Origin of the sequence: Pseudacidovorax sp. 1753 (assembly GCF_040544975.1) — a bacterium.
In the GTDB taxonomy this organism is placed as follows: domain Bacteria; phylum Pseudomonadota; class Gammaproteobacteria; order Burkholderiales; family Burkholderiaceae_C; genus Xenophilus.
The window spans coordinates 11,544-34,945 of sequence record NZ_JBEPKY010000033.1; the positions used below are offsets into that span (position 1 = coordinate 11,544).

The 23,402-nt window shown below is 68.4% G+C and carries 24 protein-coding genes and 1 pseudogene; 5 read left to right on the plus strand and 20 right to left on the minus strand.

Features of this window, described 5'->3' with window-relative positions; genetic code table 11:
• Window positions 1–38 precede the first annotated feature (38 nt).
• The 7 genes from ligD to ABIC63_RS28260 form a co-directional block, all read right to left on the minus strand.
• Window positions 39–2,567 (minus strand): DNA ligase D, encoded by a 2,529-nt coding sequence (gene ligD, locus ABIC63_RS28230; protein ID WP_354322210.1) that lies wholly within the window; start codon window positions 2,565–2,567, stop codon window positions 39–41.
• A gap of 8 nt (window positions 2,568–2,575) precedes the next feature.
• Window positions 2,576–2,761, minus strand: coding sequence for a DUF3606 domain-containing protein (locus ABIC63_RS28235; RefSeq protein ID WP_354322211.1), 186 nt, complete (start codon window positions 2,759–2,761; stop codon window positions 2,576–2,578).
• A gap of 283 nt (window positions 2,762–3,044) precedes the next feature.
• Window positions 3,045–3,620 carry a VapC50 family PIN domain-containing toxin gene (locus ABIC63_RS28240; RefSeq protein WP_354322212.1) on the minus strand — a complete coding sequence of 192 codons (576 nt, stop codon included), beginning with the start codon at window positions 3,618–3,620 and terminating at the stop codon, window positions 3,045–3,047.
• On the minus strand, window positions 3,617–4,084 hold the full coding sequence (locus ABIC63_RS28245; protein WP_354322213.1) for a helix-turn-helix domain-containing protein: 468 nt from the start codon (window positions 4,082–4,084) through the stop codon (window positions 3,617–3,619). Before ABIC63_RS28245 ends, ABIC63_RS28240 begins: the two co-directional genes overlap by 4 nt.
• 402 nt (window positions 4,085–4,486) lie before the next feature.
• Complete coding sequence (locus ABIC63_RS28250; protein ID WP_354322235.1) at window positions 4,487–5,023, minus strand: helix-turn-helix domain-containing protein; 537 nt, start codon at window positions 5,021–5,023, stop codon at window positions 4,487–4,489.
• A gap of 204 nt (window positions 5,024–5,227) precedes the next feature.
• Window positions 5,228–5,569: a chorismate mutase family protein gene (locus tag ABIC63_RS28255; protein ID WP_354322214.1), complete on the minus strand. Its 342-nt coding sequence runs from the start codon at window positions 5,567–5,569 to the stop codon at window positions 5,228–5,230.
• A 17-nt stretch (window positions 5,570–5,586) separates the two neighbouring features.
• The gene (locus ABIC63_RS28260) at window positions 5,587–6,567 is read right to left on the minus strand and encodes a Bug family tripartite tricarboxylate transporter substrate binding protein (protein WP_354322215.1); all 981 of its coding nucleotides are present in this window, start codon (window positions 6,565–6,567) and stop codon (window positions 5,587–5,589) included.
• Window positions 6,568–6,944: 377 nt separating this feature from the next.
• Between ABIC63_RS28260 and ABIC63_RS28265 the strand changes: the two genes are divergently transcribed.
• The 4 genes from ABIC63_RS28265 (at window position 6,945) to ABIC63_RS28280 (ending at window position 11,264) form a co-directional block, all read left to right on the plus strand.
• Window positions 6,945–7,220: a helix-turn-helix domain-containing protein gene (locus ABIC63_RS28265; protein ID WP_354322216.1), complete on the plus strand. Its 276-nt coding sequence runs from the start codon at window positions 6,945–6,947 to the stop codon at window positions 7,218–7,220.
• 468 nt (window positions 7,221–7,688) lie between these two features.
• Window positions 7,689–7,964: a helix-turn-helix domain-containing protein gene (locus tag ABIC63_RS28270; RefSeq protein WP_076511092.1), complete on the plus strand. Its 276-nt coding sequence runs from the start codon at window positions 7,689–7,691 to the stop codon at window positions 7,962–7,964.
• Between the two features lie 275 nt (window positions 7,965–8,239).
• Window positions 8,240–10,399: an aminodeoxychorismate synthase component I gene (pabB, locus tag ABIC63_RS28275; RefSeq protein ID WP_354322217.1), complete on the plus strand. Its 2,160-nt coding sequence runs from the start codon at window positions 8,240–8,242 to the stop codon at window positions 10,397–10,399.
• Window positions 10,377–11,264: a DMT family transporter gene (locus ABIC63_RS28280; RefSeq protein ID WP_502935924.1), complete on the plus strand. Its 888-nt coding sequence runs from the start codon at window positions 10,377–10,379 to the stop codon at window positions 11,262–11,264. The genes pabB and ABIC63_RS28280 overlap by 23 nt, the downstream gene beginning before the upstream one ends.
• Before the next feature lie 20 nt (window positions 11,265–11,284).
• Here the strand turns inward: ABIC63_RS28280 and ABIC63_RS28285 are convergent, their stop codons facing one another.
• Window positions 11,285–11,998, minus strand: coding sequence for an autoinducer binding domain-containing protein (locus ABIC63_RS28285; RefSeq protein WP_354322219.1), 714 nt, complete (start codon window positions 11,996–11,998; stop codon window positions 11,285–11,287).
• Between the two features lie 253 nt (window positions 11,999–12,251).
• On the opposite strand from ABIC63_RS28285, the gene ABIC63_RS28290 reads away from it, so the two are divergent.
• Complete coding sequence (locus ABIC63_RS28290) at window positions 12,252–12,869, plus strand: acyl-homoserine-lactone synthase (RefSeq protein ID WP_354322220.1); 618 nt, start codon at window positions 12,252–12,254, stop codon at window positions 12,867–12,869.
• Between the two features lie 150 nt (window positions 12,870–13,019).
• Here the strand turns inward: ABIC63_RS28290 and ABIC63_RS28295 are convergent, their stop codons facing one another.
• The 12 genes and pseudogenes from ABIC63_RS28295 to radC form a co-directional block, all read right to left on the minus strand.
• Complete coding sequence (locus ABIC63_RS28295) at window positions 13,020–14,987, minus strand: DUF3363 domain-containing protein (RefSeq protein ID WP_354322221.1); 1,968 nt, start codon at window positions 14,985–14,987, stop codon at window positions 13,020–13,022.
• Window positions 14,988–15,336: 349 nt separating this feature from the next.
• A complete protein-coding gene (locus ABIC63_RS28300; RefSeq protein WP_354322222.1) occupies window positions 15,337–15,921 on the minus strand; it encodes a S26 family signal peptidase in 585 nt (194 codons plus the stop codon).
• 286 nt (window positions 15,922–16,207) lie between these two features.
• Complete coding sequence (locus ABIC63_RS28305; RefSeq protein ID WP_354322223.1) at window positions 16,208–16,471, minus strand: chromosome partitioning protein ParB; 264 nt, start codon at window positions 16,469–16,471, stop codon at window positions 16,208–16,210.
• A complete protein-coding gene (gene parA / locus ABIC63_RS28310) occupies window positions 16,468–17,160 on the minus strand; it encodes a ParA family partition ATPase (protein ID WP_502935925.1) in 693 nt (230 codons plus the stop codon). The genes ABIC63_RS28305 and parA overlap by 4 nt, the downstream gene beginning before the upstream one ends.
• Before the next feature lie 237 nt (window positions 17,161–17,397).
• Window positions 17,398–18,204 (minus strand): annotated as a pseudogene (locus ABIC63_RS28315) (replication initiator protein A); the annotation flags it as partial.
• A gap of 20 nt (window positions 18,205–18,224) precedes the next feature.
• The gene (locus ABIC63_RS28320) at window positions 18,225–18,518 is read right to left on the minus strand and encodes a helix-turn-helix domain-containing protein (RefSeq protein WP_354322225.1); all 294 of its coding nucleotides are present in this window, start codon (window positions 18,516–18,518) and stop codon (window positions 18,225–18,227) included.
• A 92-nt stretch (window positions 18,519–18,610) separates the two neighbouring features.
• The gene (locus ABIC63_RS28325) at window positions 18,611–19,207 is read right to left on the minus strand and encodes a DUF2285 domain-containing protein (protein WP_354322226.1); all 597 of its coding nucleotides are present in this window, start codon (window positions 19,205–19,207) and stop codon (window positions 18,611–18,613) included.
• Between the two features lie 22 nt (window positions 19,208–19,229).
• Window positions 19,230–19,433: a transcriptional regulator domain-containing protein gene (locus ABIC63_RS28330; RefSeq protein WP_354322227.1), complete on the minus strand. Its 204-nt coding sequence runs from the start codon at window positions 19,431–19,433 to the stop codon at window positions 19,230–19,232.
• Between the two features lie 81 nt (window positions 19,434–19,514).
• Window positions 19,515–19,862 carry a DUF2958 domain-containing protein gene (locus ABIC63_RS28335; RefSeq protein WP_354322237.1) on the minus strand — a complete coding sequence of 116 codons (348 nt, stop codon included), beginning with the start codon at window positions 19,860–19,862 and terminating at the stop codon, window positions 19,515–19,517.
• A gap of 581 nt (window positions 19,863–20,443) precedes the next feature.
• Entirely contained in the window at window positions 20,444–20,752 is a 309-nt protein-coding gene (locus ABIC63_RS28340; protein WP_354322228.1) for a DUF736 domain-containing protein, read from the minus strand.
• A 748-nt stretch (window positions 20,753–21,500) separates the two neighbouring features.
• The gene (locus ABIC63_RS28345; RefSeq protein ID WP_354322229.1) at window positions 21,501–21,893 is read right to left on the minus strand and encodes an ATPase; all 393 of its coding nucleotides are present in this window, start codon (window positions 21,891–21,893) and stop codon (window positions 21,501–21,503) included.
• Between the two features lie 254 nt (window positions 21,894–22,147).
• Window positions 22,148–22,678 carry a RadC family protein gene (radC, locus tag ABIC63_RS28350; protein WP_354322230.1) on the minus strand — a complete coding sequence of 177 codons (531 nt, stop codon included), beginning with the start codon at window positions 22,676–22,678 and terminating at the stop codon, window positions 22,148–22,150.
• Window positions 22,679–23,402: the final 724 nt, after the last annotated feature.

Genomic DNA, 23,402 nt, shown 5'->3' on the forward strand with positions numbered 1-23,402 from the left:
TGCTTGGCGTGCCGGACCACCGGCGTGCGCTATCTGCCTCACCCTGCCGCAGCCAGCGTTTTGACTGCCGGCGCAATCACCTGCCGGCTCTTCCAGTACGCCGCCCACGGGTCGTCCTTCTGGAACGACAGGTATTCCCGTGTCGTGAGCACGGTCCACTGCGCGCCACTCTTCACCTCGCCGAGCTGCTCCCAGGCGATGGGCACGGACACACCCATGCCCGGCCGGGAGCGCGCGGAGAAGGCCGCGGCCGTGGTCTGCCCATGCCCGTTGCGCAGGTAGTCGATGAAGATCCGGCCCTTGCGGTTGGCCGGCCCGCTCTTGGCCACGAAGCGCTGCGGGATCACCCGCGCCATGTGCGCCACGACGTCCCGCGAGAACTGCTTGACGGCGTCGAAGGCCAGCCGGGGCTGGATCGGCACGACCACATGCAGGCCCTTGCCGCCCGAGGTCTTGAGCCAAGCCTCCAGCCCCAGTTCGTGCAGCAAGGTGCGGGTGAGCAGGGCCGCCTCCTGCAACTCGGCCCAGCTCACGCCCTCCCCCGGATCCAGGTCGAAAACGATCCGGTCTGGCTGGTCGATTTTTCGGGCGGTCGAATTCCAGGTGTGAAACTCGACGGTGTTCATCTGTGCCGCCGCCACCAAGGCCTTGGCGCTGTCCACCACGAGCAGGGCTGCATGCCCGGGCCAGAGGCCGGGGTCGAGCTGGCCGAGGCCGGGCACGCGCGTCTCCGGATGCTTCTGGAAGAACAGCTGCCCGGTCACCCCTTGCGGTGCCCGCACCAGGGACACCGGCCGGTGCGCGAGGTGGGGCAGCATCCATTCGGCCACGCTCTCGTAATAGCGCACCAGGTCCACCTTGCGCAGGCCAGTCGCGGGGTCGATGACGCGCTCCGGGTGCGTCACCACCACAGGCGTGGCCAACTTCGCCTTGCGTGGCCTGGCCGTTTTTTTCGCCGGCTGTTCGATCCCGATGTCCTGCGGTGGCTTGTCGGCGCGAACGCCCTTGAAGATGGAATGGCGCACGTGCCGCTCGGGCGTCCATTCGGCGAACGCGACCTCGACCACCATCTCGGGGCGCACCCACTGCTCGCTGCCGGCCGTGCGCCGGGACCAGCGCCCCGGCTTCACCGTCCCAGGGTCGACAGCGGGCGTGTCGGTCGCCAGCACCTGGAGCCTGTCGTAGAGCGCCCGTGCCGTCGCCGAGTCGAAGCCGGTCCCGACATTGCCCACGTATCGCAGCGCATCGCCCTCGTGCACCGCCAACAGCAGGCCGCCCACCGCATTGGTCGTTCCGCCGCGCACCGTGTAGCCCACCACGACGAACTCCTGACGCTTCTGGCACTTGAGCTTGAGCCAGGTGTCGGAGCGCTCGGACACGTAGGGTGCGTGCGGGTCCTTCAGGATCAGGCCCTCCAGACCCAGCTGGCAGGCCGCACCCAACAACTGTGAGGGCTCGGCATCCAGCGCTTCGCTGAACCGAACCCGGTCGGAACCACGCTCCCTCATGAGTTCCTTGAGCACCAGGCGGCGGCTGCGCAGCGGGACGGCGCGCAGGTCCGTATCGCCCACATAGGGCAGGTCGAAGACGAAGTAGGTGATGGCTTCGCTCTTCGCGCTGTCGATGGCGTTCTGCAGGGCATTGAAGCTGGGCATGCCCTGGCTGTCCGCGACGACGATCTCGCCGTCGATCCAGGCATCGACCAGGCCCATCGCATCGACCGCATCGGCAAGGCTCTGGAGCTTTTCCGTCCAGTCGTGGCCATTGCGCGTGAAGAGCCGGCTGCGGCCTCGCTCGATGCGGGCCAGCAGGCGGTAACCGTCGAACTTGTTCTCGGCGATCCAGTCGCCCTCCGGCACCTGTTCGGTGAGCCGGGCGAGTTGCGGCGCGAGGGTCTTGGGCAACTTCCTGATCGACAGCGCATTGGTGAGGTCCGGCGCTTCATCCTTGCGGGGCGGCGGCGCTTTGGGCTCACGCTCTTCGACCAGCCCCAAGGGATGCGCCAATATGCTGTCCGGCAATGCGGTGACGACGTCGTAGTCGGTGGAAGAGCGTGCCCAGGCATCGCCCTTCTTCTTGAAGAGCATCCACTGGTCCTGCTTCTTCTCCCCCGGCTTTGAAATGCGAACCAGCTCCCAAAGCCCCGCCAGCTTCTGACCATGCAGTCGGAACAGGATCTTGCCGACCTCCAGGCCCTCGCGAGGGTTGCCCACCGGCTCCCAGGTGCCCCGGTCCCAGACGATCACCTCGCCAGCGCCGTACTGCTTGGCAGGAATGGTGCCTTCGAAGCTGTTGTAGCTGACCGGATGGTCTTCGACCCGGATGGCCATGGACTTCACCGCGGGGTCGTAGGAGGGTCCCTTGGGCAGGGCCCAACTCAGCATCACCCCATCAAGCTCCAACCTGAAGTCGTAATGCAGCCGGCTCGCCCAGTGCTTCTGGATGACGAAGCTCAGCGGTGTTGAAGCGCCCTGCTCCTCCCGCCCGCGCGGCTCGGGCGTCAGGGCGAAGTTGCGCTTGGCGGTGTACGCCTGCAGCCCGCGCTTCTGGCGCGTGGAGGCGGGCATGCGCGCCTCTACTTCTTCTCGGCGCTCAGGTACTGCTCGACGTTCTTGGCTTCGGGACCCACTGCCTTCACTGCCGTGCGCAGCTGGTCCGGCGTCACGCCAAACTTCTTGGCCCAATCATGGACTTCATAGTCCTCGTGGATGTTGATGCGGCTGCGGTCCTGCCCATGGGCTTGCGTGCGGTCGTCAGACATGGTGATCTCCTTTGGCCTGAAAGAAGAGCACCGGACATCCCACAGCGCAACGGCTATCGGCAGATCTTTGTGCGCGCCGCTTCCTACAGCCTCTCCACTACGCGGGCGCGATCTGGTGGCATGGCTCTAAGACGAGCGGCGGGCGAAAAGTGAATGCGGCACGCATTTGCCAGGCCGCAATATCAGCATCGGTACGGCACGGCGGAAGTCGGCCGCGTGGGAACGGCCTCGAAGCGCATGCCACGGCATAGGCGCGGGATGTCTTGTGCGTGCAGCGGCCCACTCACAGAACCGTCCGAAAGCCCGCCAGATCCCGGACCACACGCGTCAGCCCCTGCTTCAGCAGGATCTCCAGGTAGCGGTCCGCATCGATGGGCGGATTCTTGAGCGTCCGGCGCTGCTTCTGCGCGGCGGCAACGACCGCCGCCTGATCCAGATCGAAAAGGTTGTCGATGAACTCGTCCGGATGCTGCACTTCGATGCCGAAGGGCGCGAGGCGATCCTCTGGAAAGTCACGCGCATTGAAGGTGACGATCACACTGGCCCCACATCGGATGGCGGCGGCAAGAACATGTCGATCGTCGGGGTCCGGCAGCGTGAGCCCGTCGATCAAGGCTTCGTGGCCAGTGACCAGCGCATCCGGCACCGCCGCATTCATGCATTCGACAGTGCGCCGGAGACTGGCGGGGTCGAGCTCGGGCCGGTTCTTCAGCAGGTTCCTCACCCATTCGTCATGGATGAGATCGGTCCAGCGTGCGCGGAAGCGCCCCGACAACGCGAGCCACATCAGGAGGTCCCGCAACGGGGCGGGGTACAGCACGCACGCGTCGAAGACCGCCGTGAACGGCGAGCTCTTCATTCATACCCCATCTGCAGCGCCTGGGCCTGCGCCGCCAGCTCCTCCATGGCGGCGGCACTGTTCCGCTCCTGGGCAGTCTTGTAGGCCATCAGGTCGGCAAACCGAACCCGCCGGTGCTTGCCCGCCTTGTGGAAAGGCAGCGTCCCCGACTCCAGCAGCTTGACCAGGTGGGGCCGAGACACGTTGAGCATGTCCGCGGCTTCCTGGGTGGTCAGCTCCGCATGGATCGGCACCACCTTGACCGCATTGCCTTCGGCCAGTTCTGACAGGATGTCCACCAGGAGGCGCAGTGCAGAGGTGGGCAGTTCGACGGCATGCGCCTCGTTCTTCTCGTCAAAGATCTGGATCCGCTGGGTCTCCAACTGCGTCGACAGGAACGCCGCCAGTGCACGCTGACCTTGGGTGGCCGCAGCGACCTCTCGCGCAACCGGCAGCGATGCTTCGAAGGTGGTGGACTGGGTCATGAGGAACGGCTCCGCTGGCTGGTATCGAATACGCCATCTTATTCGAAACAAACGAAACTCGCAATAAACGAAACGATGACCGCCACGAACATGACGGGGGCTGTCGGCGCGTCCGACATCGGTCACTTTGCGACCTTCAGCGCAGCGATGAGGCGCCGCCGTGCCGGCCCACATGGCGGCAGGCACCTGCCATCCGCCCAATCCAGAGAAGTGAAACGAAGCCGCGCCTGCGCGAGCCGCCGGAGGGCAACACGCGCCGCTCCGGCCTTGCGCCGCGTAATGCCGCAATGTTCGCAGGCGGTCAGCTGAAACGTTGCGCAAGGTCGAAGCGCCACCGCGGTCGACCGTCACACCGACACACCGGCACTCCGCCCCCAACGAGCCTCCGCACAAGGGCTCTGCTCAGGGCCTCAACGTGAACACGATCGACAGATAAGCCACCGGGCGTGCCTCGATGGCCTCGACCCCATGCAAAGCACTGGCATCGAAGAGCAGGGAGTCGCCCTCTTCCAGGTCCATCACCCGCGGCCCGTAGCGGTACTTCACCCGGCCGCTCAGCAGGTGGATGAACTTCAGCCCCGGATGCTGGAAGTTGGCATAGGCGGGCGCGTCGGTGTCGAGCCGCACCAGATACGGCTCGACGAACATCTGGCCGGACAGCAGGTGGCCCAGCAATTCATAGTGATAGCCCGCCACGGCGCCCAGCCTATCGACCGGCATCCCCTGGCCCCGCCGCACCAGGCTGAAATCCATGCGCTCCGCATGGTCCGCGAAGAAGCGCGCCACCGGCACACCCAGCCCGCGCGCGATCCGCTCCAGCGTGTCCACCGACGGCGACACCAGGCCGCGCTCGATGCGCGAGAGCATGGAACGCGACACCCCGCTGGCCTGCGCCAGACCCAGACCCGACATCGTCATCGCCGTGCGCAGCGCACGGATCTGCGCACCCACCCGCGAAACGGCAGAGTCCGGCTCGCCCGCCTGGGGCTGACGCGGCGTGGGCAGCGCCGACGCCGGAAGCGGGATCACCCGGCCGGTGGGCAGGGGCGAGGCCTTGCGCAGCCGACTCATGGCGCGCGCCCTCCTCGCCGCCGGGTCGCGAGGGACCCGCAGGCACGCAGCCCGCCCGGCCGCCGCCGGGCCTCATGCGCCGGGCGTGGGTCCAATGATGTCCTCCTCCAGGCGGCAGGTCTCCTGGATGATGAGTTCATACAGCCTGCGCAGGAACGCGGGCGAGATGCCATGCCGGGCGGCGAACGCGGCCGCGCGGCCCTGCACGACGCCGATGCGCTGCGGCTGCATCATGGGCACGCCGTAGGCTTTCTTGTGGTGGCCGATGCGCACGCAGACATCCAGCCGCCGCCGCAGGGTCTCCAGCAGCAGGCCATCGGTCTCATCCAATTCGGCGCGCAGGGCCGCGAGCTGGGCCTCGCCGGCATGGGCCTGCTCCCCCATCGGGGCCGTCGTGTTCGAAGAAGCGATCATGATGTCGATGCTCCCGCTCATTCCTGCACGATGTGCTGCGTGCGAATGATCTCGCCCAGCAGTGCCGTGTCTGCCTGGACCCGCTGCCCAAGCGCCGCGGCCGTGCTGCCCGCGGCCTGATAGCCCTGGCGGAACAGCTTCTGGCCGACGTCGGGCGTGCGCACGATCTCGGCGATCAAGCGCGACAGGCGCTGCGCGATGGGCGCGGGCAGGCTGCTCGGCGCCGCCGCTGCAGTCCAGATCTCCAGCGAGAGCGCGGGCAAGCCGGCCTCCACCAGCGTGGGCATGTCGGGCACCAGCGGCGAGCGTTGACCGGCCGTGATGCCAATGGCCCGCAGCTTGCCCGAGTCCACCTGGGTCTGGGCCAGTCCCGGCGGCAGCAGGGCCAGGTCGATCTGCCCGCCCACCATGCCGGTGATCACCTGCGGATTGCCCGGATAGGGCACATGCACCGGCGCCAGGCCGGTGCGGGCCTTGAACACCTCCATGCCCAGGTGGCCCAAGGTGCCCACGCCCGGGCTGCCGTAGCTCCACCGGTTGCCTGCCGCCTTGGCCGCCGCGAGGAAGCTGGCGCCGCTGGTGGCCGCCGACGTCGCCGGCACCGCCAGCACCATGGGCGCTACGCACACCAGGCTCAAGGGCTGCAGATCCTTCTGCGGCTCGTAGGCCGTGGCGGGATTGAGCATCTTGGCGATGGTCATGTTGCCGTTGATCAGCATGCCGATGGTGTGCTGGTCGGCGGCCTTGGCCACCAGCGCCGCCGCGATGTTGCCGCTGGCGCCCGCATGGTTCTCCACCACCACGGGCTGGCCCAGCGACCGGGCCGGCGGCTCCGCCACGATGCGCGCCACCAGGTCCGGCGTCGAGCCGGGACCGAAGCCCACCAGGATGCGCAGCGGCCGGCTGGGCCACCCGGGGGTGCTGGCTGCATCGGCAACCGGCTCGGCGCCAGATGCGACGGTCGAGATGCCCAGCCCCGCGGCAGCGGCGGCGATCAACGACAGCGCCCCGCAGCGCGTCGCGCGGGACAGCCTGGCACCAAGCCAGCGTGCCGTCGACGCCAGACACGCCGCAGCGGGGGGCAAGGCGGGCAAAAATGAAGGATTGGACAGGGGGCGGGACATGGGCACTCCGGGTCAGAAAAGCCGGCAGTTTTCGAACAACCCGTCTCCGCCTCAAGGCTTGCCTCAGAGGCAATCCGCAGCCCCCGCGCCGTGCGTCATGTGGCCCCGACTCCCCACCCGGCAGTCGGTTGCAGTCCCGCAGCACCTGCCGAGGAAGGCGGGACACCGTGGTGTTGCATGCCATGCCCATGGGTCATTTTTGTACCATACATGCGGGTGCATATAAACGCCACAAACGGGAGAGTCGCCATGTGCGCACCCATCAGGATCCCGACCTTTTGCGAGCCCTCGCGGCCGAGGTCCGGGCCCGCCGCGATGCGCAGGGCCAAAGCCAGGAATCCCTGGCCTTCCAGTGCGGCCTGCACCGCACCTTCATCGCCAAACTCGAGCTGGGCCAGAGCAGCCCGTCGATCACCACCCTCTTCCGCCTCGCCGACGGGCTGTCGGCCCCGCCGGCCGAACTGGTCGAGGCCGTGAGCCGTCGCCTGCGCAAGGAACGCGCGGCTCGGCACCGTCCCGCGCGTTGAAGCGAAGCTGCCCGTCCCGGACCACTGTGGACGTGCCGGGATCATGAACCCGGCGTTGCCCTTCGTGGGTGCTCGCCGATGTCAGTGCACCTGTCGCCCCCGAAGCGCCGGCCTACCCGCCGGCCCCGTGTCGAAGGGCGCGCACCGGTCGCGGTGCCAGATCCGCAATGCCCTCTAGGGCGTCGTCACAAGGACACCGCCTGCGGCGCCATTCACCGGACCTAAGCGTGCCGACGCGTGAGCGGACTTCATCCATCGCGGCAATGGACTGCGACCCCTGCGCAGGTGCGCTTGTGCCCGAGACGCAACCCGCGTCTGGCCAACCAGCCATCCCGTGCCTACGACGTTGCCTCCCAGGAACGCCACCCGCCTCCAACCGCCCTCGACGATTGCATCCGCCGCAACAACGCCGCGTTCTGCACCATACAAGCGGGTGCATAAGAAGCCCATCACCGGGAGAGTCGGCGCGTGCGCGCCCATCAAGATCCCGACCTTCTGCGAGCCTTCGCGGCCGAGGTGCGGGCGCGCCGGGACGCGGCGGGCCTGAGCCAGGAGGCTCTGGCCTTCCAGTGCGGACTGAACCGGACCTTCGTGGCCAAGCTGGAGCTGGGCCAGACCAGTCCATCCCTCACCACGCTGTTCCGCCTGGCCGAAGGACTGGCCGCGCGTCCTGCCGAGCTGATCGACGCGGTGGCTACCCGCCTGCGCAAGGAGCGCGCGGCCAGCCGTCGACGCGCCTCCTGAGTCCATGACCGACTGACGCCCGGCCAGGAGCCCACACGCGGCGACGCCGCGGGGCCCGGGTTGCTTCGCATGCAAGCATTGCCGTGCGACCGATGGCGGCCCCAGGATGCACGCCATGCCTGGACGCCTGCTGCCTGACGGATACGCCCAGCGCATCGCGCGGGTCGCTCCGGCGCGATGCGCTTTGGCCAGCCACCCTCCCATTTCCAGCAGCTTGTTTTCCACGACCGCAGGGCCAGGATGTCCGCTCCCCTTTGCCAACCCGGAGCTTCACCGTGCGCACCCTGCTGATCGACAACCACGACTCCTTCACCTACAACCTGTTCCAGTACCTCGCGGCCAGCAACGGCGTTGCGCCCACCGTCGTGCGCAACGACGAGATGGAATGGTCCGATGCCGCCCGCCTTGGCTTCGACAACATCGTGATCTCGCCCGGCCCCGGACGTCCGCAGCAGCCCGCGGACCTGGGGCTGTCGGCCGATGCGCTCGCACAGGCGGAGGTGCCCATCCTGGGCGTGTGCCTGGGGCACCAGGCCATGGGCCATGCCTGCGGTGCCACGGTCGACCTGGCCATGCGCCCCATGCACGGCCGCGTCGATCGCATCTCCCACTGCGGGCGCGGGCTCTTCCAGGGCATTCCCGACCGTTTCGAGGCGGTGCGCTACCACTCCCTCGCGGTGACGCAGCTGCCCGGCAGCCTGGAGGCCCTGGCCTGGGCACCCGACGGCACCCTGATGGCCCTGCGTCATCTCCGCAAGCCCTGGTGGGGCGTGCAGTTCCACCCCGAGTCCATCTGCACCGAGCATGGCGCCCGGCTGCTGCGCAACTTCCGAGAGCTGACGCTGGAATGGCAGCAGTCCCGCATCCGCCGCAACACTTGGGGCAGCTTCGTGACGCTGGATGAAGCGACGGATCCTCCGCCGCCGGCGTGGGAGGTCCAGGCCCGCTGCCTGGACTACTTCATCGATCCGGCACGGGTCTACCAGGCCCTCTTCGCGACCCGGCGTCCGGCCTTCTGGCTGGACAGCAGCCAGTGCGGTCCGGGCATCGCCCGCTTCTCCTTCATGGGCGACGGCAGCGGACCGCAGAGCGAGTACCTGAGCTACGACAGCACAACGCACGCACTGCGCATCCAGCATGCGGATGGCGAGGAAGTCATCACCCAGAGCATCTTCGACTACCTGGGCACGCGCCTCGCCAACGAACCCGCGCTGGTGCATGCGCCCCTGCCCTTCGACTTCGTCGGCGGCTTCGTGGGCTACCTCGGCTACGAGCTGAAGCAGGAACTCGAGGGCGAGGCGGCGCACGCGGCGCCAGGCCCGGATGCCGCCTGGCTGTTTGTCGACCGCTTCCTGGCCTTCGACCATGCCGAGGGCCAGATGTGGATCGTCTGGCTGACTCCACACGGCGCCCCGGATGCCCAGCTCGGCTGGGTGGAGGCGATAGCGGGCTATCTGCAGGCAGAGGCCGGTGCCGCAGAGCCCGCCGTGCCCCCAAGCCGCGGCGCAGCCGCCAGCCTGCTGCAGCGCATGCGCTGGCACACACCCCTGGCGGACTACCGCCGCCTCATCGAGCGTTGCCAGCACGAGATCCGGATGGGCGAGAGCTACGAGATCTGCCTCACGAATCAGCTCGTCGGCGCCGGTCGCGTGGAAGCGCTGGAGCTCTACCACGCACTGCGCACCCGCAATGCCGCGCCCTACGCGGCCTACTTGGCGCTGCCCGAACTGGCGGTGCTCAGCGCCTCGCCCGAGCTCTTCCTGGCCATCCTTCCTGACCGCACCGTCGAGTCCAAGCCCATCAAGGGCACGGCCCCGCGTGGCCGCACTCCAGAGGAGGACGAGCAGATCGCCCAGGCGCTGCATGCCGACGAGAAGACGCGCAGCGAGAACCTCATGATCGTCGACCTGCTACGCAACGACCTGAACCGCAGCTGCGAGGTGGGCAGTGTCCATGTGCCCGTGCTCTTCGGCATCGAACGCTTCGCCACCGTCCATCAGATGGTGAGCACGGTGCGCGGCACGCTGCGCAGCGACCTCACCGCCATCGACGCCATCAAAGCCGCCTTTCCCGGTGGCTCCATGACCGGCGCGCCCAAGAAGCGCACGATGCGCATCATCGACGCGCTGGAGGGCGCACCGCGGGGCATCTACTCTGGCAGCCTCGGCTACCTCTCGCTCAATGGCGCCGCGCGCCTGAACATCGTGATCCGCACCCTGGTCGTGCAGGACGACATGCTGAGCATCGGGGCCGGCGGCGCGATCGTGGCGCTGTCGGACGCCGACGCCGAAGTGGCAGAGATCGTCCTCAAGGCACGTGCCCTGTGGGACACGCTGAAGGCCTGCGGCGCGCCACTCGACGATGCCGACCTCCAGGGTGCGCAGCGTCCAGATCCGAGCACGCCGGACGGCCATGAACCCGCCTGCGAGGCCTGAAGCGGTGGGGCGGAGCGGGCCCCTTGCCATGGTTGCCGCCATGGGCTGCTGGGCCGGCAACGACGCACTCGTGAAGCTCTGCGCCCAGGACTTGAGCCTTGCGCAGGTCCTGGCCGTGCGCGGCAGCTTTGCCGTGGCCTTCTCGCTGGCGCTGATCATGCTGGCGCGCGAGCGCCTGGTGGACGGTGTCCTGCTTCGCCCAGCCGTGGCGCTGCGCTGCGCTCTGGAACTCGCCGCAGCCGCCAGCGCGACCTGGGCGCTGGGGCTCGCGCCACTCGGGGTCGTCGCCGCCCTGACCATGACCGCCCCCCTGCTCACGCTTCTGACCGCCCTCCTCCTCGGCTGGACGCCGTGGCAGTGGTCACGGCTCCTCACCGTGGGAGTCGGCCTGGCAGGCGCCTGGCTTGTCGTGCAGCCCTGGCGGAGCGATGCTCCTGCGCCCCTCGGCGTGATTGCCGCGATGACCTGCGCGATGTGCCTGGCGGCCAGGGACCTGAGCACGCGCCGACTCCCAACCACGGTGTCGCCGCAGCAGCTGACCCTCTTTGTCAATGCGACCGTGTGGGTCGCCGGATGGGTGCTCTGGGAATTCACGACGCCAAGTAGGCCGGTGCAGTTCCAGCACGCCGCGTGGCTGGCCGCAGCCGCACTGGGTGCCACCGCCGGCAATCTGCTGCTCGTCAAGGCCTTGCGCAGCCCCGACCTGGGCCGGGTCATGCCGCTGCGCTTCACGCTGCTGCTGTGGTCCTCGCTGCTCGGCATGCTTGTGTGGCACGAGCAGCCATCGGCGGCCACCTGGGCAGGCCTCGCCCTGATCGCCGCGGCGGGTGCGGTGGCGCTACGCAGGCCTCCCGGTCCCGCATGAACGCGCCAGCTGGCCACTGCTCAGCGCAACAGTCCGGTCACGGCCGCCCGCGCGGTGGCCGCGGGACGGCTGCCTGCGCCCATCTTGCGGGTGGCGTTCTTCATGTGGAACTCGACGGTGTGCGGTGACGAAGACAGCAGCCGAGCGGTGTCACTCGACGTCTTGCCGTCGGCCGCCCACCGCAGCACTTCGCGCTCCCGCGGCGTGAGTCGTTCGAGCTGAAGTCCTGGGGGCAAGCGCAGAACCCAGGACGACAGCGCGCCGTGCGCGACGTTCACGAGGAAGCGCATCGGCATTTCCTTGGCCCGCAGTTCGGACACCGTGAGCGGCTCGACGGCACGCGCGAGGGTGAGCAGCCCGACGCCGCCTTCCGGTCCGAAACACGCCTGCGCCCATCCGTGGCGCAGACCGAAGGAACGCGCCTCGTCCCAGAGCTGCGCTGCCGGTCGGAACGTGACCTCGTTCCACAGCACCGGCTCCAGAGATCGACGGGCGTGAAGCACCGTCGGGTCGATGCGCAGATAACCGGCTTCTTTGTACCGCTCCCGCCAGCAGGGGTCGTAGTTGCTGATCAGGTAGCAGCGTTTGCGCGTGAACGGCAACGGGAACTGGTAGCCATAGGCACACAGGTCGAAGCCCAGCTGCTGTGCTGCATCCGCCACTGCATCGAAGGCCTGCTCGATGCATGCACTGTCGTGCAGCGCCTGCAGCAGCGCCCCGCCCCATCTCTCCATGACTTTCCCCTCTTCTGTTCTGAAACCACAACGTTCCGTGACAAAAGATTAATGAAAACTGAACTCTTTGTGCAACAGGTGTGCCACCGGTGAGCAGCCGTTGTGCGTTGAAGTGGCTTGTGCGGAGCCGCATCGCGGCGCCCGCCGACTCGCCTGCCGTAGAACCGGCGCGTTGCCCACCTACCAGATCCAGCGGGTAGCCCCGCGCCGCATGTCCCTCTGAAATTGCCCTGACATCATCAGGAGGGACTTCATGGTCTATGTGACGGGCACCGCCCTTGAACTCGGCACTGCACTGCTGCGCGACTTGGGACACTACCGATACCGGGTCTTCGTGGAGCGCCTTGGATGGAAACTGCCCGATGCCCGGGATGGCACCGAGTGGGACCGCTTCGACACGCCGCAGACGGTCCACGTGGTCGCGCTCGGCGCCCAGGGTCGCATCCAGGGCTGCGCCCGGCTCCTGCCGACGACGGGCCCCTATCTGCTCGCAGACGTGTTCCCGGTACTGATGGGAGGCCAGCCTTGCCCGCGCGCCAATCATGTCTGGGAGCTGTCGCGCTTTGCCGCCCTCGACCTGGCGTCCGCGCCAGCGTCGGGTCACACCCTGGGTTCTCCCGCAGCACTGGCGCTGCTGCGGCGCGCCACGCAGGACGCGCGGCAGCATGGCGCCCGCGAGCTCGTCAGCGTCTCGCCGGTCGCCATCGAGAGAATCCTCAGGCGCGGGGGCATCCCCTACGCCCGTCTCGGCGCGCCGATGGACATCGATGGCCAGCACCTGTTCGCCTGCAGCTTCGCGCTGAACGCGCGACGTAGTGAGGGCGTGCCTGTGCGTGAAGATGCCGCAGCCGGCGCCCAGGCTCGAAGCTGAGCTAGGCGAAGAACCGTGCGCAGGGTCGCAAGGCCCCGCTCAGCGGCCATCCTTCTCGCCTGCAAGCAACCCCGCCAGCGAAATGCCTGCAGGGAGGTCGGGCTTGGCTCACTGGCAAACACCGCCGCATGAACAAAGCGGTCTGTGCACTCACCGACCGTTGCCACGTGAGCGGCCCACCTCCCAGTTGGCGGAAGTGCCCCGCAGGACCGCGCTCAGCTCCTGACCGCGCCGGGCCTCGATCACCGGCTGCCAAGGCACCAACCGAAGCGCCTTGCCATCATCGAGCAAGGCAAAGCGCCCGCTGGTCAACTGCACGGCATCGCGGTAGACGCCTCGCACCCGCTCGCCATCCTTGACGGGCCGCCAGAGCCGCCCCGCGCGCGCAGCGAGCTCCTCGCCGGACCGCTGGACTTCCCGCGCGGTCAGGGTCTGCAACAGATCCCGGGCCAGCACCCATCGCTGCCCCTGCCGCGCGGCCAATCCGCGCGCCTCGAGCACCTGCAACCGCGCGTCCTGCGCCTGCCGCACCTGCGCTCCGAAGCCGGCCGGGGCCGGTGGCGCTTGCGGCGACGCGACGCCCACCAACTGCCGATCAAGCCAGGTCGCGCCTTCCGCGCCCACCTGCTGCTCGATGGCCAGCGCCGAACGAAGCTCGACGACCCGCGCGGCCGTTCTGGCCGCGTCATGCGCACGCGCGCGCTCGACCAGATCCTCCGGCACCCGCCACACGCCTTCACCGAGGCGCGCAACCACCCCGCCTCGGCGCAGAGCCTCGAGCCGGCGCCGGCACGCCTGCACCACCCGATCGGGCTCGGCGTGCCCGCTGGCCGTCAACGATGCCCTGTGCATGGCTTCCTCGTAGAGGCCGTCCGTGCTGGCCGCCCGGATCAGGCGGTCCGCACTGCGCCCGAGCTGGGGTGGCCCGCAGGCAACGACCCCACCGACGGGCAACGCAGACAGGTCGCTGCCCACCGGAAGCGTGGCATAGTGGGCCCGGCCGTCCAGCCCGTCGATCACGAGGTACGGGCGTTCCAGCAGCTCATCGTCTAGGCCCTTGGCCTGCAGCCTGCCCACGACCGGAGCGCCGGGGGCTGGGTCCGTGACGAGTTCTCGAGGCTCCCCAGCCATCGCGCGATGGAGGGTGCGCACGATGTCACCCCGTCGCCCCATCGTGGCCAGGGCATCCTGCAGCCCGGCGTCGAGCTGCCAGCGCTGCGGGCCTGTGCGATGCGCAAGGCCAAGTCCCTCGAGCCGCTGCAGGCGAGACCGCAACAGGTCCTCGCGCAGCACGGAACGCGCCTCACCTGTGACCGACTGCAGGGTGACGGAGCCGGTCGTTCCACCACGCTGCACAAGCTCCCGGTCCAGCCCCGTGAGCCGCTCCTGGTCGACCTCTCGCTGCCAGCCCTGCTGGATCTCGCGCTCCGTGCGCGGGCCCAGCCACTCGGTCGCGATCTCGCTCGCCCGCAGACGGATGCCATGTGCGATGTAGTCCGGTGCGATCACCAGGTCCCGCGCATCGCGGCCACGGCCCACCCGTCCTCGCAGCACCACATGGGTGTGCGGGTTGTCCGTGTCCCAGTGGTCGACCGCCACCCAATCGAGGGAGGTCTCCAGGTCGGTCGCCATCTGATCCATCAGTCGGCGGGTGAAGCCGGGCAGATCCTCCAGCTCGGCCGCGTCCTCGGGCGACACGATGAAGCGGAACTGGTGGCGATCACCGCGACCACGTTCCTCGAAGGCCTCCAGATCGGCCGCGTCCGTGTCTGCGCCATAGGCCTTGCCCGGCGAGCCATCGCGCCGCACCCCGTCGCGTTCGATGTAGCGCAGATGCGCCCTCACGCCCGCCTTGCCGGCGCGCCGCAACATCACGTAGCGCGACTTCACGACCACCCGCCGTGCGTTGGCGGGCAGCCTTCGGCCAGCCGCACCGGCGGCCACCCGGCCGCGCCCGAATCGCGAAGCGGGACGCCCACCCGCGGTGCGTCGGGACTTCGCCCCGGAGGCCGAAGCGGCCTTCAGCACCTGCGCCACGAAGGCCTTCGGCCGCGCGCCGCCACGCGCCCTCGGCGCCCCGGGCCGCACGCGGAAGTGCTCGTCGTCGGAGCGACTCATGATCCCCGCTCCGGGCCGCGCAGCCCGTGGCACCCGCGCGGCACGCAGGATGCCGCGGGGGTGCCGCGCCAAACCCTTGTGCAGACGGAGGAAACGGCCACGGACGTGCCGACCCTTTTCTCTTGCCCTCGCCCTCGCCCTCGACCCCGAACCCGCTCCCTGCACCAATGACACCCATGCTTTCCCAAGCCGCCCCAGCCCCCACGGCGCAGACATGGGCCCCGCGAGGTCGCGTCGTCCGCGATCGCGGGACAGCGGCCAAACCGCGCGTCGAAGTGCTGCCGAAGCGCCGCTCTGGCGGCGGGACGGCTGCGCCCGCGAGGCACAGATGAACGCACATCCACGCCACTCACCATGCCCACAGCGGACGCGCGATGCCGAGCACGGCATCGACACGGACCGGGCCGAAGTAACGGCTGTCGAACGACACCCACTGCGCGTCGCCCAGCAGGAAGAGTTCGCCATCGACCAGCGGCCCACAGTGCGCCCAGATTGGCAACGACCGGCCCGCGCCATCCTGCACCCGCACGACGGCCACGACCGTTGCGTCGACCCACACCTGCTGCCGAGCGACGCACACGGTCTGAGGCGCAACCGCCGCAACCCGCTTGAGCACCGGCGTGCCTGCAGGCAGGTAGTGACGCTGCGCCGCGAATGAAGCTGCGGAAGCAGGCAAGCGGGCCAGGACCAGGCTGCCCACGTGGATCGCGCCAGGCGCCCGCACGGCATCGATGCGGTACCAGCCCCGCGCCACGCTGGCGCTCGGGTTAAAGACGAGCTGCGTACGCAGCGGCAGCACGCACGGCGCGGCGACCCCCGCCACGGCAAGCACCGTGGCAGTTAGGAATGCAACCCGGGTTTCTCGGGCCATCATGTGCGCCCCTCGCGCGCCGACGGTCGCGCCCCTGGCATCCACTGCAACGACGACGCGCATTGGGACGCACAAGGCCGACACACTGCTGCGCCGACTCCGTAGCCGGCCATCGGCCTCAAGCACCGCAGAGGGATGAGCCACCAAAGCGCCGCGAGGCGGGCATATATTCGGTGCATCCTGATGGCGCAGTGGGTACCCTGGCGGCGCATCAAAGCATGCACGCCGACGCTACGACCGCATGCAGCCACACGGCCTCCAAGCGCCGACCCCGCGTCGGCCCCCGCGCCGAGAACGCGGCAGAGGCAACACATCACCGCTGGCACCGCGCTGAACGCGAGATCGGCGGTCACGCCGCTCCCTCCGGATAGGCGTCTTCGAGCAATTCGCGCAGCATGTCGGCCACGGTCAGGCCACGCCGGAAGGCAATGACCTTGATGCGCCCGCGCAGCGCCGGCGTCACATCGATGGTCAGCCGCGCAGTGAACACGGTGGCCCGAGCCTCTGCACCGCGAGGATTCTCCCGATGCACCCAGGCCGTCACCGGATCGGCGGCCGGTCGACGACCGATGGCGGTCCGCCGCGAGGGCGGGCGTGCGCCGCCGCCCGTCATTGAAGTGCCTCCTCGACGGCATCCGCCAGCGCGGCGACCTCGCGCGCAGCAGCCCCCTTGGGCGCCACCTCCCACACCAGCTTGCCAGCCGCCACGCAGTCGGCGAAGGCGATGCGCTGCGCAATGTCCGCGCGCAGCGTGGCGAACGGTTGATCGGCGAGCGCGGCGCGCGCCTCGCGACCGATCACCGTGCCGACCACCCGCCGGTTGATCACAAACGCTGCACGCAGACACGGCCGGAACACCTGCGCTTCCTGGATCAGGGTCACCATCTCCTGCGTGGCCCAGACGTCGTAGGCGCTGGGCTGCACGGGGATCAACACCAAATCGGCAGCCAGCAGCGCGGAGCGCGCGAGGCTCGCCACCCGTGGCGGCCCGTCGATCACGACATGGTCGGCCTGAGAGGCGATCTGGGGCACCTCCCGGTGCAGCGTGTCCCGCGCCAAGCCGAACACCCCATAGAGCCGCGCCTGGCCGTTCTGGTGCCGCCGCTGGGCCCAGTCCAAGGCGGAGCCCTGCGGATCGGCATCGATCAAGGTGACGCGCCGGCCCTGCCTGGCGAAGGCGCCGGCCAAGTGCGTGGACAGCGTGGTCTTGCCAGCGCCGCCTTTCTGGTTCAGCAGTGCAATGACCTTGCCGCTGCGGATGGCGGGCTCGCCCAGCACCGCCACGCAAGCGGCACTGCCCATCTGTTGAGCAGCCAAGCTCGCGGTCTCTCTGCTATTCATACAGTTAGTCCCTGTTATGAATTCAAGTTAAGGAAGGCCGAAACCCTTGCGGGGCGCGGCTTCCGGGCGGTTTGGCGCCGGTGATCTCCCGAGTCGCGCGCCGTCGATCTCCCGTGCCTGGCGCCGTCGATCTCCCGAGTCCGTCCCCACACCATCCACAGCTTCTTCCACGGCATCTGTGGACAACTCGTCCTCGCGCACTGGCCAGAAGGCGAGCCGTTCGGACGCCCCGCGCTGCTCGACGGCCAGGCAATAGCCCGGCAGCGCCTGGCGCTGCGCGAGCGCGCGCAGGTGCAGCGCGAAGTCGCGGTAGCGCTGCAGGCAGCCGGACTTGGCGTGGAGGTAGCGCAGCTCGAAGCGCCAGCCGTTGCGCTGACGTCCGCCGTGCTTGCGCACCAGGCGGTACAACCAACGCTCGATGCCGCCTGTGAGCTGGAAGTAGGTGCGGTCCAGCGTGAGCACGAGTGCGTCGTCGATCACCCCGGAATAGAACCAGTCGGGCAGGATCAGCTCGATGCCGTCGCTTCGGCCATCGGGCCGCACGTGCTCGCGCCACTCATTGATCCAGGAGAAGCGGTGCATGCGCCGGCCCGCCTGCCGGATGGAGGTCTGCACCGTGGTGGACTGCAGGCGATCCAGCGACGCGCGCAGCGCGAGGTACTCGGTGCGGCCGGTGCCCCGCTGGGCGAAGCGCAGGATCTCGTAGGGTGTGGCCGCCATCAGGCGGGACGTCGGGCGCCCCTCGTCCCGGGCCTGCACGATCTGGCTGGCCGCCCAGATCAGCACGTCGGCATCCCAGATGGTGGCAATGCCATGCTCGGGCACACCTTCGACCGTCAAGAACACGTCGCCGGCCTCGAATCGGATCGGCACCACCCGGCGCGACTTGGCCAGGCTGAAGAAGGGATAGGCCATGAGGTCCTGCGCGTCGCGCAAGGCCATGTCGTCGACGGGCAACGCACGGAACAGCGTCAGCTGCTCGCGTTCGCCGGACCACCTCGACATCGCCGTGCCTTCGCAGCGCTTCAGCGCACCGAATCCCGGACCGCGTAGCCCGGATCGGAGGTCATATCGAAGGTGTTGCGGTCGGCATAGGCGCGCAGGTCGGCACGCGCATACACCACCCGTGCGCCGAACTTCCGGAAGCGCGGCCCGCCGCCCAGCACCCGCTGCTTCTCCAGCGTGCGCGGCGACAGCCGAAGCAATGCTGCGGCTTCTTCGGTTGTCAGGAATTCCGGCTCGGCCGGAGATGCGGCGGACGCAGACTGAGGCGCAGCCGCTGCCGCGCCGTACGGTGGAATCGGATGTCCTGCTGCCATGGAGACCTCCTTCGGGGTGAATGGGCGGTGATCCATTCACAGCCCATGGGAGGCAGTCTCCGGATACCGCGGAGGCCCGCACAGGGAGAGCTTCAGGACGAGCAGTCGCCTCCGTGGGCGCCAGCGCGGGCCGGGCGCAGCCCGGCCAAGCGCAGATAGCCTCCGCGCATGAAACCCTCGGCGCGCGCGATCAGGTGGCGCACCTGCGCACGCAACGCACCATCGGCGTGCCATTCCGCCCGCACGGCTCGCGCGCCGAAAAGCGCGACCGCAAGGTCCCGGTGCGAAGCCCCGGCCTGCATCGCATCGAGCGCCTGCAACGCCCTCCAGTGCAGCCGCCCATCGCGCCCCACAGCGCGTAGGCTCACGGCCGGCAGGGGCCGCCCCGCCAACAATCCGGCGGCGACTTCGAACGCTGGCAATCGCCCGCGCAGGTGTGTCGTCAGCGGTACCGTGACGACAAAGGGAGCGCCACTCGACAGCCCGGCGTCGAGGAGAAAACGCGCGTGTCGCGGACCGATGGAGACGCTCAGGACGGCGTCGGCGCCTGCCATCAACTGCTTGTCGCCGGGGACACGCCACAGGTCGAAGACGCCGTACGCTGAAGCAGCGACCACCCCGCCCTCGGAGCAGCGAGCGCGACGCACACGCAACAGCACATCCTCCTCGACCAGCCAGGACGGATGCACATCACGCGCATCCCGTGCAGGATCAGCGGCGACATCGCAGGCCCCAGCGGTGCAACTCCGCATCGGACCTGCACCATCGCCCTTGGTGCCAGCCACCTCGGTAGACGGGGTGCCGGCGAAGGTATTCCCAGGCCAGCGCCGGCCCGTCCAGGTCCAGCAGGTACAGGTAGGCACCTCCCGCGCACCAGGGCGCAGGGGGCGCGTCGGCAGAGGATGGAATCGCCATGGCGCGCACTCCGTTCGTCGAAGACGACAGGCTGCCGCGGGCCCGAAGCCCGCATGTGGCTTTGCGCGCCATGGGGCTCGCTCAGCCCACGATCCGACCGGCCAGCCGTGCTTCGCGCGCGTAGGCCTCAATGCTCCTGTCCGGACGGAAGCCCAGGTCCCGCTCGATCGGCAGCCCCAGTGGGCCACGCACAGCCGCCAGTTCCGTCAGGCTCACCCAACCCAGCTCAGGACACCCTTGGCCCAGGTCACACAGCCCGAAGGCAAGATCCGGGTTCTCGGGATCGATTTCCGTCAACAACCAGGTCGCGCCCGCATCGGGCGTGAACAGCTTGACCACGGGCCGCGGGTCAGCGCCTCGCTGATCGCGCGCCTGCCAACCGTTCTCCAGCAGTTGCGCACGTTGTTCGTCGGTCAGAAGTGTCGTCATGGCGAAGTCCTCGAAGATGTCCGGGCGGGATTGCCCGGTGCCGCCGAGCACACGGCGCAGCGCCGCCGTCACAGGTTCCGCAGGACGACCGCAGGCCGCCAGCGTGCGCAGTACGCGTCGACCTTGACGGCCAGAACGCCGCGGAACGATGGGCATCACAGCAAGCCAGCCCCCCACCATGGCCCCGAGGCAAGCGCAGCGCGCAGCGCCGGCAGGCGTGGAGGCGTCAGCGATCGACGCCCGCAGGGTCGAGACGCCCGGACAGGCGTGGCCGGGTGGCTCGATGCGTCAGCACGAGAGCGCGGTGCGGCAACGCCGCAGACGCACAACCGCCGCAAAAGCAAAAACACGCTTTCACGCGAACAAGGCAAACCGATCACCCGACAAATGGCATCTACGCTGTCAAGCCTTCATGGACTCACGCCTCCTGACGGAACCTGGCAGACGTCAGGCCACCAAAGCGGCTTCGCGAGAACCGGACATGCGCTTGCGATGGAGATATCACCCCTTGAACGAGCGCAACCTGGGTGCGGAAATGCAACAGCAAGGCGCCCCGCCGAAGCGGGGCGCCAGGACGACGATCAGTCGGCCTTGGTGCGTGTCCAGATCAGCTGGTGCGTACCTTCTTCGCCTTCGACCAGGCGGGCATAGATGGTGGACGGGAACGATGGGTCATCGAGCGTCACCGACAGGTACGGCCTCTCCGCACGGCTGACCTTCTTCCAGGCCGCGCCGATCTCCAGCCCGTTGCCGGTCACGATGCGGAAGTCCGGCGCGTTGTCGCTGCCCTTGTCATTGGGCACGATGCGGACCTTGACGTTCAGCGTGAGGGTGCGCACGGTGCCGGTATAGCTGTTGCCCGAGGCGGTGAATTGGCCGATGGTGCTCATGGTGTTTCCTTTCAAGGTGGTGCCAGGTCCGCGCCCATCGCGGCCTTGTGCGGTGATCCGACCGGCGGGGGGCGGGCGCGTCGCACCGGAGGCCGCAACACAGTGGCGGACCGGCAGGCCCGGCAAATTTGCCTCGCGAGGAATGCGCGCAGCGCAGGGGAAATTTGTTGGGGAGGCCGGTTGCGGCGATCAAGCCCGAGGCGGGCCGAAGCGCAGCACAGCGAAGAGCAGGCCTGCCGTGCCCACGCCAGGATTCACGCTCAAAGACAAGGCCGCGGGAGCAGACCGCCCCTCGAACGGAACTAGGGGCACAGGCCCTCGCCACGCGGCTTACACCTTCGCCACGAAAGCACGGATCGCGCAACGCACGGTGGATACCGTGACCTGTGACGCGGAAGCGCGCTGCACGTCATTCGTCGGCGGCAACGTCGCCCGACCGAGATGGCGCATAGGATCTCCGCAGACGACGCCCGTCGGAATGGCTGGCGCTCGCCGCCCTCTGCCGCCCTCTGCCGCCTGCGGCATCGTGGCCGCGCCAACAGAAGAGCCCTGTTGTTCGCCACGAATGCGACGCGCATGTTCCGCGCCGCGTCTGGATGGCGGGATGCCGGCGATTCCAGCAGGCATCGAAGGGCACCATCCTAGGCCGGTCCGGTGTCCAAGGTCCGGCACAGGAAGTCCGCCTCCAGGTCGATGCGCACGACGCGCCGCCCAGAACGCGCGGCGCGTCATCGGTCATCGCGACCGATCAACGTGGCGCAGACAACATCGTCTCCAACTGAGCAATCACGCCCGGCTCGACGAAGACGCAAGCCTGCTCGTCTGTGATGGATGCATTGAACAGATGCATGAACACATCCCTTCGGAGATGGGCGAGACGCCCTGTGCGATAGGCTTGTTCAGGCCTGAGCGTCCCGGCGCCAGCCGCCACGCCGCTGCGCTCGGGATCACATTCGACCAGCGCGACAAAGCCGTCGTCGAACAGTGCTTGATGCTCGGCGCAAAGGCCCCAGCCCGTCGCCATGTGGTGCGCCATGCTCGGGCGCAGGCGCTTGTCCAGCAGCAGGTTGCCGGTATCGAAAGACAGGCCACAAACAAGGCACAACTTCTGCTCCAGCGACACGTAAGATTTTCCGTCCATGAGGACCTCCGGTTGTTCGGGCGGGATTGCCCGGGACCGTGATCCGCACGGCGCAGCGCAGGTGGTCAGGGGCCGAAGGCGGCCGCGTGGCCGCAAGCGCCAGCGGCGCGCCGCCCTTGACGACCGAGCACGCCGTGACAGGATGAAGGGAGCAGCAAGCCCTCCGGTTCCAGCACGACATCAGCCCGCAAGGTGCCTCATGCCGAGGCGCCTCGCAGAAACGCCGAACAGAAAAAGGGGCTGAGCCCCTCTTCTCACAGCAAGCCCCGCTCCGCGAACGACAGCACCGTCGGCCCGGCAACGATCAGGTGATCGAGGACCCGTACATCCACAAGCGCCAATGCCTCCTTGAGAGTCCGCGTCAAGACTTCGTCCGCACGCGAGGGCTCCGCCGCGCCCGAAGGATGGTTGTGAACGAGCAGCAGCGCCGCAGAATTGCGCACCAGCGCCTCCTTGACGATCTCGCGTGGAAATACCGACGTCTGGTTCACCGTGCCTCTGAACATCTCGACGTAGTCCAGCACCCGATGTTGCGCATCCAGGTGGATCACGGCGAACACCTCATACGGCAGCACACCCAGACGCAGCTTGAGGAACTCCCGCACGGCAGCCGGCGAGTCCATCACATCGGCACCCCGCACCTGGCCCGCCAGCACCTGCTGGGCCGCCAGCAGCAGCTCTTCCGCAGTCGCCGGTCGGTAAGCGCCAGAACGACCCTGGACCATCAGCAAAGCAGTGGGAACAGAACCTAGGAGATCGAGGGAAGAGAAAAGATCGTGCGCCATGACGGCCTCCAGTGACCGGGCGGAATTGCCCGGGACCGGAACCGGCACATCGCAGCGCAGCGGTCACAGGTTCGAAGACGGCCGCGAGGCCGCAAGCGTGCAGCGCACGCGCAGACCTTGAGCGCGAGAACGGTGTGCAAGGATGAAGGGAACCAGCAAGCCAGCCCCACCACCCCTGTCGTCGAGGCAAGCGCAGCGCGCAGGCTGCCGCGCAGCGGCAGCCGAAGGCGTGAGGGATAGAAGCCGAATGGCCAGGACGACACCGTCGGCCTGGGGCGCGGCCCGTATAGCCCGACGGCAGGAGCTGCCGACACGCCCCCCAGCACGGTCGGCTGCCCTCTGTTTCCCAGAGGCGCGGCTACGCTCTGCTTCGCTCCAGCGGGTTGGTCAAACCGGCAAACATGGGCACTCTCGCCACGCCACAGACGATCAGGAGGTCTTCTGCAATGCCACGCCGCCCTGAAATTGCCGAGGCCGGCTCCATTGTCGAGCTAGCTCGCTTGCCCGCCTTCATGCGCATCACCGCAATCAGTCACGCCAGCATCGACCAAAGAATCGCCGAAGGCCTGTCCCGCTCCATATCTCACTGGAGGCTGCGCCATAGGCTGGCGCCACGGCGCACTCGCAGCGAGGATCAAGGATCCTGCACGCTTCAGGTCAGAAAAATCCTCCGCCGCAGGAAATCGTTTCGCGGTCAGCGTGCCGGTAGCCTCCGGAAAAGCCA